We start from the raw sequence: 16,495 nt of genomic DNA, 5'->3' as shown, positions 1-16,495 counted from the left end.
TCAGCTCCGTGGCGAGAAACCCGGAATAGCCAGCGGATTTTCGGTCAGCGCGTCACGGTCGGGCCTGTCCAGCGCCGGGCGTCCTAAAAACGCATCGAAAAGCTCGCGCACATAGGTTTCCGGCAGATCCTTCACGATCATCACCAGAAGCGTCTCGCGCTTATCCTGCGGCCATTGCGGCAGGCGCGCTGGCGGATGGAAAATCTTCTGCACCCCGTGAATGACCACCGGGCGGTCGGGGTCTTCCGCAATTTGCACGATACCCTTCACGCGCAGAAGCTTCTCCCCATGTGTCGAACGCAGAAGATCGAGGAACATGTCGAAGGTCGATAGCGGGATCGGCGCATCCTGGCGCAGCGAAAAGGACCGGATCGCATCGTCATGGTGATGATGCGCGTGGCCATGATCGTGGTCGTGGTGATGATGGTCGTGATCGCAATCCGGCCCGCATACATGAGCATGGTCATGATGTGAATGATCATGATGCTCGTCCTCATAGGCTTCCGCCTTGAGCCAGCGCTGCACATCCGCCGATTTCGTTTCCGGATTATAGAGACCGCATTCGAAAAGCGCCGCATAGCCTGTGCGCTGTTCACCGGCTTCCAGAATATCCGCGCCGGGATTGAGTGCGTGAAGACGCGCCTTCAATGCAGCCAGTCCTGCCTGCGCTTCCGGCAGATCGGTTTTGGTCAGCACGATGCGGTCGGCCATCGCCGCCTGCTTGACGGCTTCCTCATGATTGTCGAGCGTCGCCATGCCGTTCACGGCATCCACCGTTGCCAGAACCCCATCGAGCCTGAAAGCCTGCATGAGCACGGGATGCCCCATGATCGAATGCAGCACCGGCGCCGGATCAGCAAGGCCGGTGGTTTCGATGATCACACGCTTCAGCGCCTTGATCCGCCCGGTCTGGAGGCGATCGATAAGATCTGCCAGCGTATCCACCAGTTCGCCGCGCACCGTGCAGCACAGGCAGCCGTCGGAAAGCTCGATCACGCCTGCGCTCGCCTGCTCGACCAGCAGGTGATCGATGCCGACTTCGCCGAACTCATTGATGATCACCGCCGTATCGCTCAGCGCCGGATCTTTCAGAAGCCGGTTGAGAAGCGTCGTCTTGCCTGAACCAAGAAAACCGGTCAGCACGGAAACGGGAATGGGATTTCGCATATCAGTTGATGGCCGTTGTCTTCACGCCTGCTGCCCGCTGCGGGCGCGGCATCGGCACTGGAATCTGCGAAATGTCGAGTTGGCTCGGACGGGTCGTCGGACCCGGCTCGGAAACCAGACCGACGCGAACCGGAACCGGGTCGCGATCCATAGCATGGATATAGGGCGAATTGATTTTCAGCTTGCCTTCGACATCGCGTCCGTCCCAGCGATCGGCCATGGCCTGCTGGCTGCAGATCGCCTTGCGCATGTCGACGGCCTGATTGAGATTACCGCCAGCCGCCGGACGCAAGGTCGCCAGCGTCGCGCCACCACCGGCACTTGCGCGGAAAGCATCGGTCATGAGCTGTGCAGCCTGAACTGCACGCGCCTCCTGCCGGTCGGCACCGAGAATGATTGCCAGCACAGTTCGGCCATTGCGCGTCGCCGAACTTGCAAGGTTGAAGCCGGATGCACAGACGAAACCGGTCTTCATACCGTCTGCACCATCATAGCGGCCAAGCAGGATGTTGTAATTGGCCTGAACCTTCTTGCCTGCACCCGGATCGATCGCCTCTGTCGCGAAATAATGCGCATATTGCGGAAATTCGCGGCGAAGCTGCACGGCCAGAACCGCGAGGTCGCGCGCCGTCGTGTAGTTGTTGGGGTTGTGCAGGCCGTTCGGATTGGCAAAATGCGAGCCGACCATGCCGATACGCTGCGCTTCCTCATTCATGCGCTGCACGAAACCGGATTCCGTTCCGCCCACGGCTTCGGCAACGGCAACGGCAACGTCATTGGCCGACTTCACCAGCATGATCTTCAACGCGGTATCGAGCGTCATGACCGATCCCGGCTTGTAGCCCATCTTGCTCGGCGGTTCCTTGGCGGCGTTGACCGTCATGCGCACCGGAGAATCCAGCGTCATCTGGCCCGACTGAAGCGCACGGAATGCCACATAGGCCGTCATCATCTTGGTCAGGGAAGCCGGATACCAGCGCTGAAAAGCTTCCTGCTGCTGGTAGACCTTGCCGGTTGCGACATCCACTGCAATCGAGGGATTAGCCGCAGCAGACGCCAGCGCGGTAGCGGACAGGCCAGCAGCTACAAACCAGATTTTCAATGATTTCGACATCATTCCGTAGTTCCAATCGAAATAGCCTGCAACTTCTGCGGGTTCGAATTGCGCTCTGGAGCATTTCCGGCAAAAGTGCGAAGCGGTTTTGCGTCGGATAATGCGTAAAAACATAAAGATAGAGCCGTTCCAATGACTCCGTGTCAACTGGAACCGCTCTAGTGAAGGATTAACGTTTTCTTTATCTATGCCATGTGGCGATGAAAAGGCAAACAGGGATTGCCCGCTTTCATCGAAACGTCATATCCTGTTTTCTTCAAATCATGCCCAATCCGGGGAGCCATCCGAAAATGCCAGTGTTGAATCGTGCCGTTGAAACGCAAGCGGAAATTGCCGCATGGCGGCGAAAACTGCACCAGAATCCCGAACTTCTCTACGACGTGCACGAAACTGCAAAATTTGTCGAAGACAAGCTGAAATCCTTCGGTTGTGATCTTGTGGAAACAGGCGTCGGACGCACCGGCGTCGTCGGCATCATCAAGGGCCGTCATGGCGATGGCCCGGCAATCGGCCTGCGCGCCGACATGGACGCCCTGCCGATCACTGAAACCAGCGGTGTCGAATGGGCCTCGCAGAATCCCGGCAAGGCACATTCCTGCGGCCATGACGGCCATACCTCCATGCTTTTAGGCGCAGCGCAATATCTCGCAGAGACCCGCAATTTCCGCGGCTCGGTCGCGCTTCTGTTCCAGCCTGCCGAAGAAGGCGGTGCCGGGGGCCTCGCCATGGTCGAGGACGGCGTGATGGACCGCTTCAATATTTCGGAAGTCTATGGTGTCCACAACATGCCGGGCCTGCCGGTCGGGCAGTTCGCGATGCGAAAAGGCCCGATCATGGCCGCGACCGATGAGTTCGACCTTTTCATTACCGGGCGCGGCGGCCATGCGGCGCAGCCGCACCGCACCATCGATCCAATCCTGGCGGGTTCGCAGTTGATGATTGCCCTGCAAGGGATTGTTTCGCGCAATACCGATCCGCTCGATTCACTTGTGATCTCGGTGACGAAGTTCATTGCCGGCGAGGCTTATAATGTGATCCCGGAAAAGGCGACGCTGTCGGGCACCGTCCGCACGCTGAAGAAAGAAACCCGCGCCTTCGCCGAACGCCGTATCCGCGAAGCCGCTGCTGGTATTGCAGCAGTCACCGGCGCGGAAATCACCGTTCGCTACAAGAACAATTATCCGGTCACCTACAATCACGATGCACAGACGGAGTTTGCCGCCCGTGTCGCCAGCGCCGTGGCGGGCGAAGGCAAGGTGGACGAGAGCGTCGAGCCGATGATGGCGGCGGAAGATTTTTCCTACATGCTGGAAGCGCGCCCCGGCGCCTATATCTTCCTCGGCAATGGCGACACGCCCGGCCTTCACCACCCGGCCTATGACTTCAACGACGATGCCATTCCTTATGGCGTCAGCTATTTCGTGGCGGTAGCGGAAACAGCACTTGCTGCCTGATGCTTGAAGAAATCCGCCTGCCCCGCTTTTGCGGGGTTGGCGACAGCTATGAAAACCATTATGTCTCGAAAAGTATTCGATATGCTGGAATCAGCGGCGGATGCTCATCGGTTGGTCCCGTAGCTCAGTAGGATAGAGCGACAGATTCCTAATCTGTAGGCCACTGGTTCGAATCCAGTCGGGATCACCATTCAATTTCCTTAGTTCGTTGAAAAGCTTTAGTGGTAGAGATCAGATACAAGTCCCTGATTTTGGTGTCTTCCGGCTTACCCCAATCCGTCGCGTTTCCTACGGTCTCTGGTCTCGCTACAGCGTATTCTACATCGTCGTCAGGCCAGCCTGCTTAATCCACAACTCTCGATAAAGCTCACAGGATTGAATAAGATCTTCGTGTGGTCCCATTGCCACGACAGCACCATTGTCTAGAACGATGATTTTATCAAAGTCTCTGACGGTAGAAAGGCGATGCGCAACTGCGATAACAGTTGTATCTGCGTCAAGCGACGCAATTGCATTCTTAATCAAGCTTTCACTATTGGTATCGAGAGCGGAGGTGGCTTCGTCAAGAATAAGAACGGGCCGATTTTGTAGGAAGGTGCGTGCGAGTAAAATGCGTTGTTGTTGACCACCCGAAAGCCTCGCTCCCCTCTCTCCAACGACTACGTCAAAGCCCTTCCCGTCCGGGGCTAGCTCTTCAATAAACGAAGATGCATCTGCTAACTCGGCTGCACGCTTTATCGCTGCATTGTTGGAGATTTCCGCGCCAAACGCGATATTTTCTTTTATCGACCGATGAAACAGCGCGTCGCTTTGCGCAACGACTGAAAAGACGCCTCGTAGCTCGGAAATCTTCACAGAGCGAATATCCTGCCCATCAAGCGCAATCTGTCCTGCATCAACATCGTATAGTCTCAGCATTAGATCGATAAGCGTAGATTTACCTGCTCCAGAGGGCCCAACGATACCAACCTTCTGCCCAGCCTCTATCTCAAACGAGATATTCCTCAAAGTTTGTTTTATTCCATAAGAGAAACTGACGTTATGCAATGAAATGTGTGGTGGATTGGATGCCTTTAGGCGCTCGCTGCCGTCTTTAACAGTTGGCTTTGCCGTGACAGTTGAACGCGCATCTCTGATAGTGCCGAATGTCTGTGTTAGCCCTTCCCATACCCCCACAAACCAACCAGCATCCGCAGCCATACCCCCAGCTAAGGTAATTCCTGCAACAAATTCACCGGGCGATATCATTCCGTGGGCTAATCCGTATAAGCCCAATGCGAGGATGCAGGCAACCAGACCTGTGTTCAGCACACGAATGAACAGCCCGGCAATCGTTGTTAAATGGTTAATATCGAGGTTTGTTTTGTGTTGCTTATCAATTCTTGAAAGAACAAAACTGTTCTCTGTATCATAAGCAAATAAGGTCTTTATCGCACGAATATTTGAAAAATATTCTGTGACAGCGCCGTTTACGATGCTGGACGTCTCGGAAATTTTTTCAGCTTGAGCATTGAACTTTGGCACAAGATAGATCGCTAACAATCCATTTAGTAAAATCCAAATCAACACTGGAACGACAAATAGAGGAGCAAGATAAGAAATAAGAACGGCAGAACCTGCGAAACGCACAAAGCCGAGTGGGAAACGACCAGCTAGAATTTCTATACCCGATTGCACTGCATTCGAGAGTTGCCCTATACGCCCGGAAATCTGGCCGGCGTGGTGCGAATGGAAATATTCCATACCATGTTGAGAAGCAGCCTTGTGCGACTGCCAAAGGGCAGATGATTTTGTCTGTGATCGAAGCGCCTGCATTCGAAGCATGTAATTGACGAGCCAGAGTGCAGGATCAGCTACCGCATAAGCGACAATCAACGAGCCAAAAAAGGTGATCGTTGCAGAAGTTAAATTGAGCTCGGGCGAATGCGCGACCATATCAACGATATACGCCACAGCCCACATTCTAAGCAGGTCAATCGCCGTAAGAGCAGCACCAGACAGCGCAGATGCCACAATCAGCCACCGAAACGGTTTTATGAGAACAAAGAAAAGTGCGAGCGCAGTACGCGACTGATGCGCCCGCAGACCGTGATGGTGAAAATCAACTAACTGTTCAAAATACTTAAAAACTCTTTGAAGCAAAATCAGTCCTCAACTATCTGACCAACAACTTTACCAGCAATGGAAGCGCTTCGCAGATATGTTCGGGTAACGGGATATTCTTCCATAGGGTTTTCAAAAATATCGCGAGCATGAAACCCGTTCACATTATTGAGAAGGATAAGCCTCCGGCTTTCCTGCGGAATTGAATAACGGACCGGATTGGTCGAAATAGCTGTCTTGATTTCAGCGGTGACGTCTTCTGCTTGATCGACGCTAGTACCAGCCCGACCTTCAAAAGTACCATTCATAAAAGTTGTAGTTGAACCGTCTAGAGCGCGGGTAAAAATTGCCGCCCTTGCGCGCCTATCTACAACCTTAACATCAGATTGGCCGTTATCATAAACAGCGGGAGTGAGACTGAAACAGTATTCCTGCGACAATCCTACCTTTTCGACGATATGAGAAAAACTCGAAATTTTGCTCGTCGGAACCCAATAAAAGTTGCCTCTATTGTGGTAATTGATAAACACGTTAAAAATGGAAATGTAGTCTGGAACTGACAGTTTGCCATCGACAATCGACCCATCAGAATGAAAGTCAAGAACATCAGTAGGAGAGAGGCCACATATACCTACGCGATCTAGCTTCTTACTATTATCTCTTAACGCACTAAAAATTGAAAACGGCGTTTTGTTCTCACGATCGGGTAAGTTCGGCATAATTGCTTGTGTAAGTGAGACTGCAATCAAGGAACCTACGATTGCATCAACGGTGGCATCTTCAGACACTTGCGGTACGTCAATAGCAACGATCCCGACCAATGGATGATCAAGCTGATGCCGGATTTCGGGAATTAGATCGGCAAACAAGAGGGAAGCTTGTTCGGTCAACCTGCCCATTACCAATTTGTCTCGCGTATGGGCTAGCGAGAGGGGAGCGTCATCGATCCGTAAATTCTTGCAGGCAAAATCGCGGGCATACTCGACACTGATCGAAAAAATTGGGGCCTGAGATTGAACGGCATTCATCAACATATCCTCTCCCATTAAAAACGAAAGGGGCGATAATAATCGCCCCTGTAAATAAATTTTCATACAGGCTTGTTGCCCGAACCATTTTTATCATTATACCCTAGAGTGGAGTGGCTATCCGTGCACTCTGGTCTGTTTGCGTGATAGAAAGCCCTTTCGTCAGAGCGTCTATTGATACTTTATCTTTAAGGTCAATATGCATTGTATTACTCCCATATTGTTTTCGTTCCAATGAAGGCCAGTAAACCGTAACCAACACAAAGGATACGAAAAGCGCAATTCATTGGTAGTATTAATTGAGTATTAAGTAATTGTGCGAGCTAAAATGCTAGCATTTCTGCCCATCAATAAAGCAGATGGTAGATATGATTGAGGAACGTCCAATTGGTGCGAAAATTACAGAATACTGGCAATCCGTTACCCTTCATAAGGCCAGTTGGCCTGTGAAAACAGGCCACCATCGACCCAGATCGTCTGGCCCGAAACAAATCGTGCTGCATCGGATGCCAGAAACAGCACTGGACCGGAAAGATCTTCCACCGTTCCGACCCGTCGCAGTGGCGTAATCCGACCCCATGTTTCTGCATAATCCGGCTGTTCCTGTGCGGTGCGCTCATTGTAAATCGCACCGGGAGCCACGCAATTGACGCGGATGGCGTGAGGCCCAAGCTCCACCGCAGACACTTTGGTGAACTGCTCTATGCCGCCCTTCGACGCCGTGTAGGAAACCAGTTTCGGAAAGGCGAGCTTGTTGCAGCCTGATCCGATATTGACGATGGCGCCGCCCTTGTCTGCCTCCACCATGCGCTTCGCGGCGGCCTGCGTATTGAGGAAACAACCTTTCAGATTGGTGCGGATGACATCGTCCCAACCATCCTCGGAAAGTTCCAGCAAGGGTGCCCAGGTCTGGATGCCTGCATTGTTGACCAGTACATCGGGTGCGTCACCGAACCAGTCGCAGACCTCATCGAAGAAGGCTTCGACCTCGACACGCCGCCCCACATCGCAGCCAAGCCCTAGCGCCTGACCGCCCGCCTCCTCAATGGCTTCCACGAGCGATTGTGCAGCTTCCTCATCGTGCTTGTAGCTGAAGGCCACTGTGTAACCCGCATCGGCAAAAGCAGAAACAAGATGCCTTCCGATGCCTGTGCTTCCACCTGTGACGACTGCAAATTCACCCATGCCAAATCCCTCCCGGAAGTATTTTCGGCCACGAATTTAATCGGTTTTCAGCGATGGTAAACCGGCAAAAAACAAAATAGCTTCCGTATAAATGCGAGGAGAGAAAATGAATCCTGACATCAAGGAAGCCAATGGCGCGTGTCACTGCGGGACCGTGCGTTTTCGCGTCAAACTATCCAATGGCCTGCACACAGCAAGGCGCTGCACCTGCTCCTATTGCCGGATGCGCGGGGCTGTCGCTGTGTCCGCAGAACTGGACGGGCTGGACGTGCTTGAAGGGAAAGATGCGCTGACGCTCTACCAGTTCAATACCGGCGTCGCCAAACATTATTTCTGCTCGAAATGCGGGATTTACACCTTTCACCAGCGCCGTTCCAATCCACGCCAGTTCGGCGTGAATGCGGCTTGTCTGGAGGGCGTATCACCATTCGATTTTGCAGTCATCGAGGTGAATGACGGCGTGAACCACCCGTCCGATAATCCGAACTACAAAGGTTCCGGCATTGCGGGCTATCTGCGTTTTGAGCCCGTTGTTGACGAGGACTAGAGCGGTTCCGGTTAGAACGGGAGCGTTGAACCGCTCTAACTTTTTTATTTTTACGCATGTCTCCCGAAACCGGTTCCCACTTTCGGGAGACATGCTCTAAATCCTCGCCCGCTGCTTATGTTCGTTCTTCTCCCATGAAAACAGAACTGGCGGTAGCGGATCGAGGCCGCGAATAATATCCGCACCCTTTTCGCCGATCATGATGGTCGGCGCATTGGTGTTGCAGGACGGAACGCGCGGCATGATCGAACTGTCGCACACCCGCAGCCCTTCCAGACCGCGCACTTTCAGATCGAGATCGACAACGGCCATCGCATCGGTTCCCATCTTGCAGGTGCCAACCGGATGATGATCGGTCTTGGCGTTGGCACAGGTATAATCGAACAGATCATCATCACTGACGACTTTTGGCCCCGGCAGACGCTCGGCCATGACAAAAGGTTTCAATGCATCCTGGCTCAGGATTTCGCGCGCGATCTTCAGACCTTCAAGCGACATCTTGCGATCATGCGGATCGCTCCAGTAATTCGGATCGATCAGCGGAGCAGCAGCCGGATCATTGGACGTCAGCCGCACGGTTCCACGCGAGCGCGGATGCAGATAAGCAGAATTGAGCGTCACGCCAGCATTTTTAAGCTTCTCGACGCCCGCCTCAATGCCCGAACCAAGCCCCAGATGGAACTGAATGTCCGGCGAGCGGGCATCCGGATCCGCATACCAGAAGCCGCCGGTTTCGAAGAGGCTGGACGCCACCGGGCCGGAACCCAACAACAGATATTGCAAGCCCGCTCCAAGCGTCCGATGCAGCTTTGCCACGCCATCATAGGTATGATCGCCCGTGCATTCGGCAATGACAAACAGGTCGAGATGATCCTGCAGGTTCTCACCCACGCCCGACAGATCATGTTTTACACTTACGCCAAGTTTTTTAAGATGATCAGCGGGTCCAATGCCTGATTGCAACAGCAGTTTTGGTGAGCCAATCGCGCCCGATGAAACAATCACCTCCTGCGATGCGCGCAGAACCTCACCGCTCATCAGCGTAACGCCCGTTACGCGGGTCTTTTCCAGCTCGATAGTGCGCACCGGCGCATTCATCCGCACGGTAAGGTTCTTGCGATCCCTGATCGTGGACAGATAGGCAAGGGATGCCGACGAACGGCGGCGATTGCGTTGGGTGAGCTGATAAAAGCCGACGCCTGCCTGTTCGCGACCGTTGAAATCCGGATTATACGGAAGCCCAAGTTCCTGCCCGGCACGAATATAGGCATCGCATATCGGCAACGGCGCGGAAGGCATGGAAACGCCAAGCGGCCCGCCATAGGAATGAAAGTCATCGTTGAAACGCTGATTGTCTTCGGCGCGTTTGAAATAGGGCAGCACATGGCGATAGTCCCAGCCTGTACAGCCGTCTTCGCCAGCCCAGAGATCATAATCGGCTGCATTGCCGCGCGTATAAATCTGCGCATTGATGCTGGAGCCGCCACCGATAACTTTCGCCTGCGTATATCGAAGCACCCGGTTTTTCAGGTGCTTTTGCGGAACGGTTTCCCAACCCCAGCTCGCTACACCCTTGGTCATCCTGGCAAAACCGGCAGGCATGTGAAAGAGCGGGTTCCAGTCGCTGCCACCAGCTTCCAGCAACAGCACTTTTATCGATGCATCTTCGCTCAGACGATTGGCGAGAACACAACCGGCAGGACCGCCACCCACGATGATATAATCGTAATCCATCGCCCTACCCTTATAATTTTGCAATCGACAGGCCCCCATCGGCATTGATCGCCGAGCCGGTCGCAAAGATGAAATCGCCACAGGCAAGCCCGGCGACAATCGCGCCAACATCACCGGCCTCGCCCCAGCGTTTCATCGGCACCAGACCGGCTTCAATCAGCGTATCGTAACGCTCAGCAACTTTTGCCGTCATATCGGTGCGAATGATACCGGGGCGCACCTCAAACACACCGATCCGTGCTTCGGCCAGACGCAGCGCAAGCCCCTGCACGAAGGCTGTCAGCCCTGCCTTGCTGATGCAGTAATCAAGCCTTTCGGGCGATGTCATCACTGACGAAACCGAGCTGATCGTCACAATGCTGCGTGGGAAACGTACCTCGTGAACAGCCAGCATGGCCTTCACCACGGCCTGCGTGAAAAACACCGTGCCGCGCAGGTTCACATCCATGATCGTGTCGAAATTTTCCGGCTTCAGGCCAAGGAAATCGCCGCGCTCGACCGAACCCATGCCCGCATTGTTGACCAGGCAATCGATACCGCCCAATTCTTTCAGTACTGCGGCGACCGTTGCCTCATGCATTCCAATGGCGGCCAGATCGCTTTCGAAGAAAGCCACTCTTCCACCAAGTCCGCGCAATTCATGGATGACGGCATCGTCAGGCTCGCGGTCGGTAATCGCCAGATCGAACCCCTTGGCGGCCAGCGTGCGGGCAATGCCAAGCCCGATCCCTCGCCGCCCGCCGGTTACCACTGCCACAGGTCTTTGACGGTTCATGCCAGCACCTCCCGGTTCAAATAGTCCGCCACGCGCAGTGCTTGGGCGGCAATGGTCAGCGCCGGGTTGACCGCAGCCGAAGTCGGCAGGAACGACGCATCGACCACATGGAGATTGGGGTGGTCATAAGCACGGCAATATGGATCAAGCGGCGCTGTTGTCGGGTCGTTACCGATGCGCACAGTGCCGCATTGATGCGACGGGGTGCGCCGGTCAAAGGCCCGCGACAGCACGACTGGAAATCCCGCCGCACGCAGCGCGGATTTAAGTTTTTCCACCAGCATCAGATGCGCCTTCCAGTTGGAACGCACCCAATGCAGAACGATGCGATCACCATCCACGCTCACGCGACTTTCCGGCGATGGCAAATCTTCGCTCATCGCGTAAAAGTCAATCGTATGCCCGGCAATGCGGTTTAAAAGCCATTCCGGCACGCGAGGCATGTTGGATTTGAGGATCGCACCCGACACCCGCCCCAGCAATTGCACATTGCCAAGCGGCGGCCCGCCGGCCCTGTCCGACAAATAGTAATCGTTGAAACCAAACGTCTTCTGATAAACGCTGTCATTGCGATAGCGCGGATCGAAGGCGATCACGGCGCTGGAATTATGGTTCATGAAATTGCGACCGACCTGATCCGAACGGTTCGCCAGTCTTGAACGCAACAGAAGCGCTGCCGACTGCACGGCACCTGCGGATAAAGCGACCAGCTTCGGACGCAGGACCAGCGCCTCACCATTCTTCACATAATGAACTGCCGTGATTGTTTTCCCATCCGGCCCGGTTTCCAGTCGCATCACCCGCGCCGAGGTTTCCAGCCGGACATTCGGATATTCAAGCGCCTCCGCAAGCGGACAGGTTTCCGCATCCATCTTGCCATCATTGCTGTTGGGATGCGCGTCCCACGGCGTTGTGGCCTTTGCAAGCCAGCGCTCAATATCAACACCCAATGGCAAGGAAGCTGGATGCAGCCCCGCCTTCTTCAGCCGTGCACGCACATCGGCAATCGGACGTTCATCAACGACCGGCGCATGAGAATAGGGCTTTGAATGATATGGCTCAGTCGGGTCATCACCCAACTCACCGCGTACCTGAAAAAGCTCTTCCGCCTTGCAATACCAGGGCTCAAGCTCGTCATAGTCAAAGGGCCATGCTGGAGACACACCTTCGAGATGCGCAAGCTCCTCAAAATCCTCACGCCTATAGCGCACCAGCACTGCGCCATAGAATTTGGAATTGCCGCCGACATTGTAATAATTGCCGGGATTGAAGGGCGTGCCATCCGGTTCATACCAGAACTCTTTCGGGCGAAAGAAACCACGCTGGAAAATGGCGCGCGGATCGCGGTTTTCCGGCCTGTCCGGCAAATGCTCCCCTGCCTCGAGAATAAGAATGTCCGCACCTGATGCGGCAAGACCGGCGGCCATTGTCGCGCCGCCGATGCCCGATCCGATGATGACGATATCCGGCTGTCCTCCCAAAGCCGTCACTCCTTATTTTGCTTGCGGCATCCACCAGCCGGTGCGCGCGCCGATATGCATGTTGAGCGTCTTGGTTTCGGTATAATCCTCCACCGCATGACGGCCCAGCTCGCGGCCAAGGCCCGACTGGCGATAACCGCCAAAAGGCAGTTCCGGCGTGCCATCCATGAAGGTGTTCATCCAGACTGTGCCAGCCCGCACCTTGCGGCCAATGTTCATGCAAGTATCGAAATCGCGGCTCCACACGCCTGCCGAAAGCCCGTAATCGACCGCATTGGCAATCGAGATCGCCTCGTCCACTGTATCAAAAGACAGCACCGATAGAACCGGCCCGAACACTTCTTCGCGCGCCACGGCCATGTCGGCTTTCACGCCTGCAATGATGGTCGGTCCCATATATTGGCCAAGGCCGAGATCCAGAACATCGCCGCCATGGGCAATTGCAGCACCCGCCTTTTTGGCCTGATCGACATAGGTGCCGACCTTGCTCAAATGCTGCGGCGTGATGATCGCACCCACCTGCGTGCTGACATCCAGCGGATCGCCGACGATCACTTTCTTCGACAGATCAGCGACCCGACCGACAATCTCGTCAACAATCGAGCGATGCACGATCAGACGCGAACCGGCATTGCAGCACTCACCCGCATTGAACCATGCGCCAAAAACGGCTGCGTCGATAAAGGCATCCATATCCGCATCCGGGAACAGGATTTGCGGATTCTTGCCGCCAAGCTCCAGCGATACTTTCTTGAGCGTTTGCGCCGCATTGGCCATGGTCAGCTTGCCCACACCTGTGGAGCCGGTAAACGACACCATGTCGACGTCCGGATGCGTACTCATATGCTGGCCAACGTCTGCGCCGGTTCCGGTGATGATATTGACGACACCATCCGGTAGCCCTGCTTCGGCCAGAATTTCGCCGAGTAACAATGTCGAACCCGATGTGAGTTCCGAAGGCTTCACCACCGCCGTACAACCCGCGGCAAGCGCAAATGGCAGCTTTTGACCTACGATCAGAAACGGGAAATTCCACGGCGTAATGATTGAAACGACGCCAATCGCCTCGCGCAGCACGACACCCAGAGTACCGTCGCCCAGCGTGTTGTAGCTTTCGCCATGCAGGTCACGTGCGAGCGCTGCCGCGTAGCGCCAGATATCGACGGAACCGGCAATCTCGCCGCGCACCTGGGAAATTGGTTTGCCGGCTTCAATAGCGTCGAGATAGGCAAGCTCTTCAGCCCGCGCCTCGATCAGATCAGCGGCTTTCAGCAGAACCAGCGAACGCTGCGATGCCGTTTTAGACGACCAGCGCCCATCATCGAAAGCCTTGCGGGCGGCTGAAACTGCGCGTTCCACATCGGCCTTGTTGCCCGCCGGATAGCGGCTGACCGTGACGCCATGGCCGGGCGCTACACGCTCGATTGTCTGGCCGCTTTGGCTGCCCACCCATTTGCCATCAATGAGCATGGAGAATTCGCGGACTTCCAGCCCGGTCAGCGGCTGCGGTTTTACGACGACGCTCATTACCATTCTCCCTTAAAATTTGCTTCGCGCTTTTCGGTAAACGAGCGCACGCCTTCTGTCAGATCGCCGGTCTTGGCGACCAGAATGGAACCCAGCGCCTCGACTGCCGTTCCATTGTCCTCGCCATTGGCGACGGAAAGCATCAGTTTGGAAATTTCGAGCGCAGCCGGTCCGCGCTTGGCCACCCGTGCCGCATAGTCCTGCGCTGCCTGCAAAGCTTCACCCGTATCGACTACATGATCGACCAGCCCATGCGACAGCGCTTCGTCCGCTGTGAACATTTCACCGCCCAGCACCATGCGGCGTACAATCTGCGCACCAAAACGGCGCACAAGACGCTGCGTGCCGGACCAGCCCGGGATCATGCCAAGCGATGTTTCCGGCAGGCCGATTTTTGCCTGTCGTTCAACAATGCGGATATCGGCGGCACCTGCCAGTTCCAGACCACCACCCAAAGCATGACCATTCATCGCTGCGATCAGTGGCACACGCAAAGTTGCCAACCGCTCGAACACGCGATGACCATAGCGCACCCATGCATGACCGAACTCCGCCGGTTCCATGCCGCCCCATGCCTTGATGTCGCCGCCTGCGGAAAAAGCCTTGCCCTCGCCGGTGAGGATCGCAACCCGGACGCTGCAGTCCGCTTCCACCCGATCACAGGCGATAGACAGTTCCTGCAAAAGCTCGATATCGAATGCATTCAGCTTTTCGGGCCGCTTGATGATCATGACCGCGATGTGGTTCTCAATCGAGATGTCTATCCGTTGAGCCATTTACGCCTCCAGCTTTCGCGCAGGCTTTTGCGGCAATTCAAGCCCGATCGGCTCGTCACGGAACAGAGCTTCATCCATGAGTTTAAGCTTATCCGAAACAATCAGCGGAAACTCGGCTTGGTCCAGAATATGTGTCTGCAAATCCACACCCGGCGCAATCTCGGTGAGCACAATGCCTTTCGGCGTGAGCTTCAAAACCGCGCGTTCGGTGACATAGGTAATATCCTGCCCCTGCTCGACACCGCGCGGACCGGAGAAAGTAACATGCTCAACCTCATTAACGAGCTTCTTGAGCTTACCTTCCTTCTCAATCACCAGCTTGCCATCAGCGACCGACAATTTCGCCCCTGCATTGAACATGCCGGAGAAGACGATCTTCTTGGCCCTTGCGGTAATATCGACAAAGCCACCGGCACCAGCAGTCACATGCGGACGGAATGACAGCTTCGACACATTGACCGAGCCGTCGCGTCCGATCTCAAGGAAGGACAGAAGCGAGGCGTCGAAGCCCGCCCCCTGAAAATAAGTGAACTGATAAGGCGACGGCATATAGGCATCGGCATTCGATGCACAGCCAAATGCAAAATCCAGAAGCGGCACACCGCCAACGGCACCCTGCTCAATCACCCATGTCACAGCTCCGTGCAGGCCCTCTTCCAGCAGAATGCGCGGCACATTGGCGGAAATTCCGAAGCCAAGATTGACCGCACTTCCCGCTTGCAACTCCTGTGCGACGCGGCGCGCAATCGCTTTCTGGATATTGAATTCGGCCAAGCGGAACGTATCGAGCGGGCGGAAAATCTCGCCGGAAATGGCCGGATCATAAAGTGTCTGCGTCGTCTGTTTCTGGTCAGGATCGACCACGATATAATCGACCAGAACGCCGGGCACGCGCACATCATGCGGTTTCAGCGTGCCTTCCTTGGCAATGCGCTTCACCTGCGCAATGACGATACCGCCATTGTTGCGCGCAGCCAGCGCCTGATCCAGCCCGCCGAGATAGGCACCTTCATGTTCATAGGTGAGATTGCCGCGTTCATCCGCCGTCGTGGCGCGGATGATGGTCACCTGCGGCATGATATTGGGGAAATAAAGCCAATCCTCACCTTCAAAACTGACCAGTTTGACGACCGGCTCTTCGCGCGCCTTGTCGTTCATTGCCGATCCCTGACGCTTGGGATCAACGAAGGTATCAAGACCCACCTTGGTCAGCACGCCGGGGCGTTTGGCCGCCGCCTCACGATGCATGTCGAACAAAATGCCCGACGGGATATTATAGGCCGGAATCTCGTTATTGGTGATCATCTGCCAGATCAGTGGCGGCTCGGCACCCGATGGTCCTGACGGATAAGAACCGCCGATGATCTTCTTGAGAAGCCCCTTCTTGGCAATGTAATCGACACCCTTGATGCCGCTCATATCGCCAGCCGCAATCGGATGCAGCGTGGTGATATTCTTCGGATGACCGGTTTCATCAAACCGCTCGCCAATGGCTTTCAGCATCATATCCGGACAGCCGAGACCGCTGGATGAAGAAACCGAAACGACAGCATTGTCGGGTATAAGTGCTGCCGCTTCCGCAAATGAAATATGTTTGCTCATAA

At 55.1% G+C, this 16,495-nt stretch carries 13 protein-coding genes and 1 tRNA gene; 3 read left to right on the top strand and 11 right to left on the bottom strand.

Going from position 1 to position 16,495, the window contains the following annotated elements; translation table 11 throughout:
• Together ACYSN1_RS07895 and ACYSN1_RS07890 are read right to left on the bottom strand one after the other, a co-directional pair.
• On the bottom strand, positions 1 to 1,167 hold the full coding sequence (locus tag ACYSN1_RS07895; RefSeq protein ID WP_461725118.1) for a CobW family GTP-binding protein: 1,167 nt from the start codon (positions 1,165 to 1,167) through the stop codon (positions 1 to 3).
• A 1-nt stretch (position 1,168) separates the two neighbouring features.
• Positions 1,169 to 2,284 carry a D-alanyl-D-alanine carboxypeptidase family protein gene (locus ACYSN1_RS07890; RefSeq protein WP_461725117.1) on the bottom strand — a complete coding sequence of 372 codons (1,116 nt, stop codon included), beginning with the start codon at positions 2,282 to 2,284 and terminating at the stop codon, positions 1,169 to 1,171.
• Positions 2,285 to 2,571: 287 nt separating this feature from the next.
• Here ACYSN1_RS07890 and ACYSN1_RS07885 point away from each other — a divergent pair, with 287 nt between their 5' ends.
• Together ACYSN1_RS07885 and ACYSN1_RS07880 are read left to right on the top strand one after the other, a co-directional pair.
• Positions 2,572 to 3,735 (top strand): M20 aminoacylase family protein, encoded by a 1,164-nt coding sequence (locus ACYSN1_RS07885; protein ID WP_461725116.1) that lies wholly within the window; start codon positions 2,572 to 2,574, stop codon positions 3,733 to 3,735.
• Between the two features lie 113 nt (positions 3,736 to 3,848).
• Positions 3,849 to 3,925 (top strand) — tRNA-Arg (locus ACYSN1_RS07880).
• 128 nt (positions 3,926 to 4,053) lie between these two features.
• Here the strand turns inward: ACYSN1_RS07880 and ACYSN1_RS07875 are convergent.
• The 3 genes from ACYSN1_RS07875 to ACYSN1_RS07865 form a co-directional block, all read right to left on the bottom strand.
• Entirely contained in the window at positions 4,054 to 5,877 is a 1,824-nt protein-coding gene (locus ACYSN1_RS07875; protein ID WP_461725115.1) for an ABC transporter ATP-binding protein, read from the bottom strand.
• A 2-nt stretch (positions 5,878 to 5,879) separates the two neighbouring features.
• Positions 5,880 to 6,872, bottom strand: a complete 993-nt coding sequence (locus ACYSN1_RS07870) for a hypothetical protein (protein WP_461725114.1) — start codon at positions 6,870 to 6,872, stop codon at positions 5,880 to 5,882.
• Between the two features lie 414 nt (positions 6,873 to 7,286).
• Positions 7,287 to 8,051 carry an SDR family NAD(P)-dependent oxidoreductase gene (locus ACYSN1_RS07865; protein ID WP_461725113.1) on the bottom strand — a complete coding sequence of 255 codons (765 nt, stop codon included), beginning with the start codon at positions 8,049 to 8,051 and terminating at the stop codon, positions 7,287 to 7,289.
• Between the two features lie 106 nt (positions 8,052 to 8,157).
• Between ACYSN1_RS07865 and ACYSN1_RS07860 the strand changes: the two genes are divergently transcribed.
• Entirely contained in the window at positions 8,158 to 8,598 is a 441-nt protein-coding gene (locus ACYSN1_RS07860) for a GFA family protein (RefSeq protein ID WP_461725112.1), read from the top strand.
• 96 nt (positions 8,599 to 8,694) lie between these two features.
• Here the strand turns inward: ACYSN1_RS07860 and ACYSN1_RS07855 are convergent, their stop codons facing one another.
• From ACYSN1_RS07855 to ACYSN1_RS07830, 6 genes are read right to left on the bottom strand one after another with little or no spacing between them, the layout of a single operon-like run.
• Positions 8,695 to 10,332, bottom strand: a complete 1,638-nt coding sequence (locus ACYSN1_RS07855; protein ID WP_461725111.1) for a GMC family oxidoreductase — start codon at positions 10,330 to 10,332, stop codon at positions 8,695 to 8,697.
• Between the two features lie 10 nt (positions 10,333 to 10,342).
• Positions 10,343 to 11,107 (bottom strand): 3-ketoacyl-ACP reductase, encoded by a 765-nt coding sequence (locus ACYSN1_RS07850; protein ID WP_461725110.1) that lies wholly within the window; start codon positions 11,105 to 11,107, stop codon positions 10,343 to 10,345.
• The gene (locus tag ACYSN1_RS07845; protein WP_461725301.1) at positions 11,104 to 12,588 is read right to left on the bottom strand and encodes a GMC oxidoreductase; all 1,485 of its coding nucleotides are present in this window, start codon (positions 12,586 to 12,588) and stop codon (positions 11,104 to 11,106) included. The genes ACYSN1_RS07850 and ACYSN1_RS07845 overlap by 4 nt, the downstream gene beginning before the upstream one ends.
• Before the next feature lie 12 nt (positions 12,589 to 12,600).
• Positions 12,601 to 14,121: an aldehyde dehydrogenase family protein gene (locus tag ACYSN1_RS07840; RefSeq protein WP_461725109.1), complete on the bottom strand. Its 1,521-nt coding sequence runs from the start codon at positions 14,119 to 14,121 to the stop codon at positions 12,601 to 12,603.
• Positions 14,115 to 14,891, bottom strand: coding sequence for an enoyl-CoA hydratase/isomerase family protein (locus ACYSN1_RS07835; RefSeq protein WP_461725108.1), 777 nt, complete (start codon positions 14,889 to 14,891; stop codon positions 14,115 to 14,117). Before ACYSN1_RS07835 ends, ACYSN1_RS07840 begins: the two co-directional genes overlap by 7 nt.
• On the bottom strand, positions 14,892 to 16,493 hold the full coding sequence (locus ACYSN1_RS07830) for an acyl CoA:acetate/3-ketoacid CoA transferase (RefSeq protein WP_461725107.1): 1,602 nt from the start codon (positions 16,491 to 16,493) through the stop codon (positions 14,892 to 14,894).
• Positions 16,494 to 16,495: the final 2 nt, after the last annotated feature.

The organism is Brucella sp. LJL56, assembly GCF_054871705.1.
The sequence above is the reverse complement of the archived record's forward strand: the minus strand, read 5'-3'. Positions and strand labels throughout refer to the sequence as shown.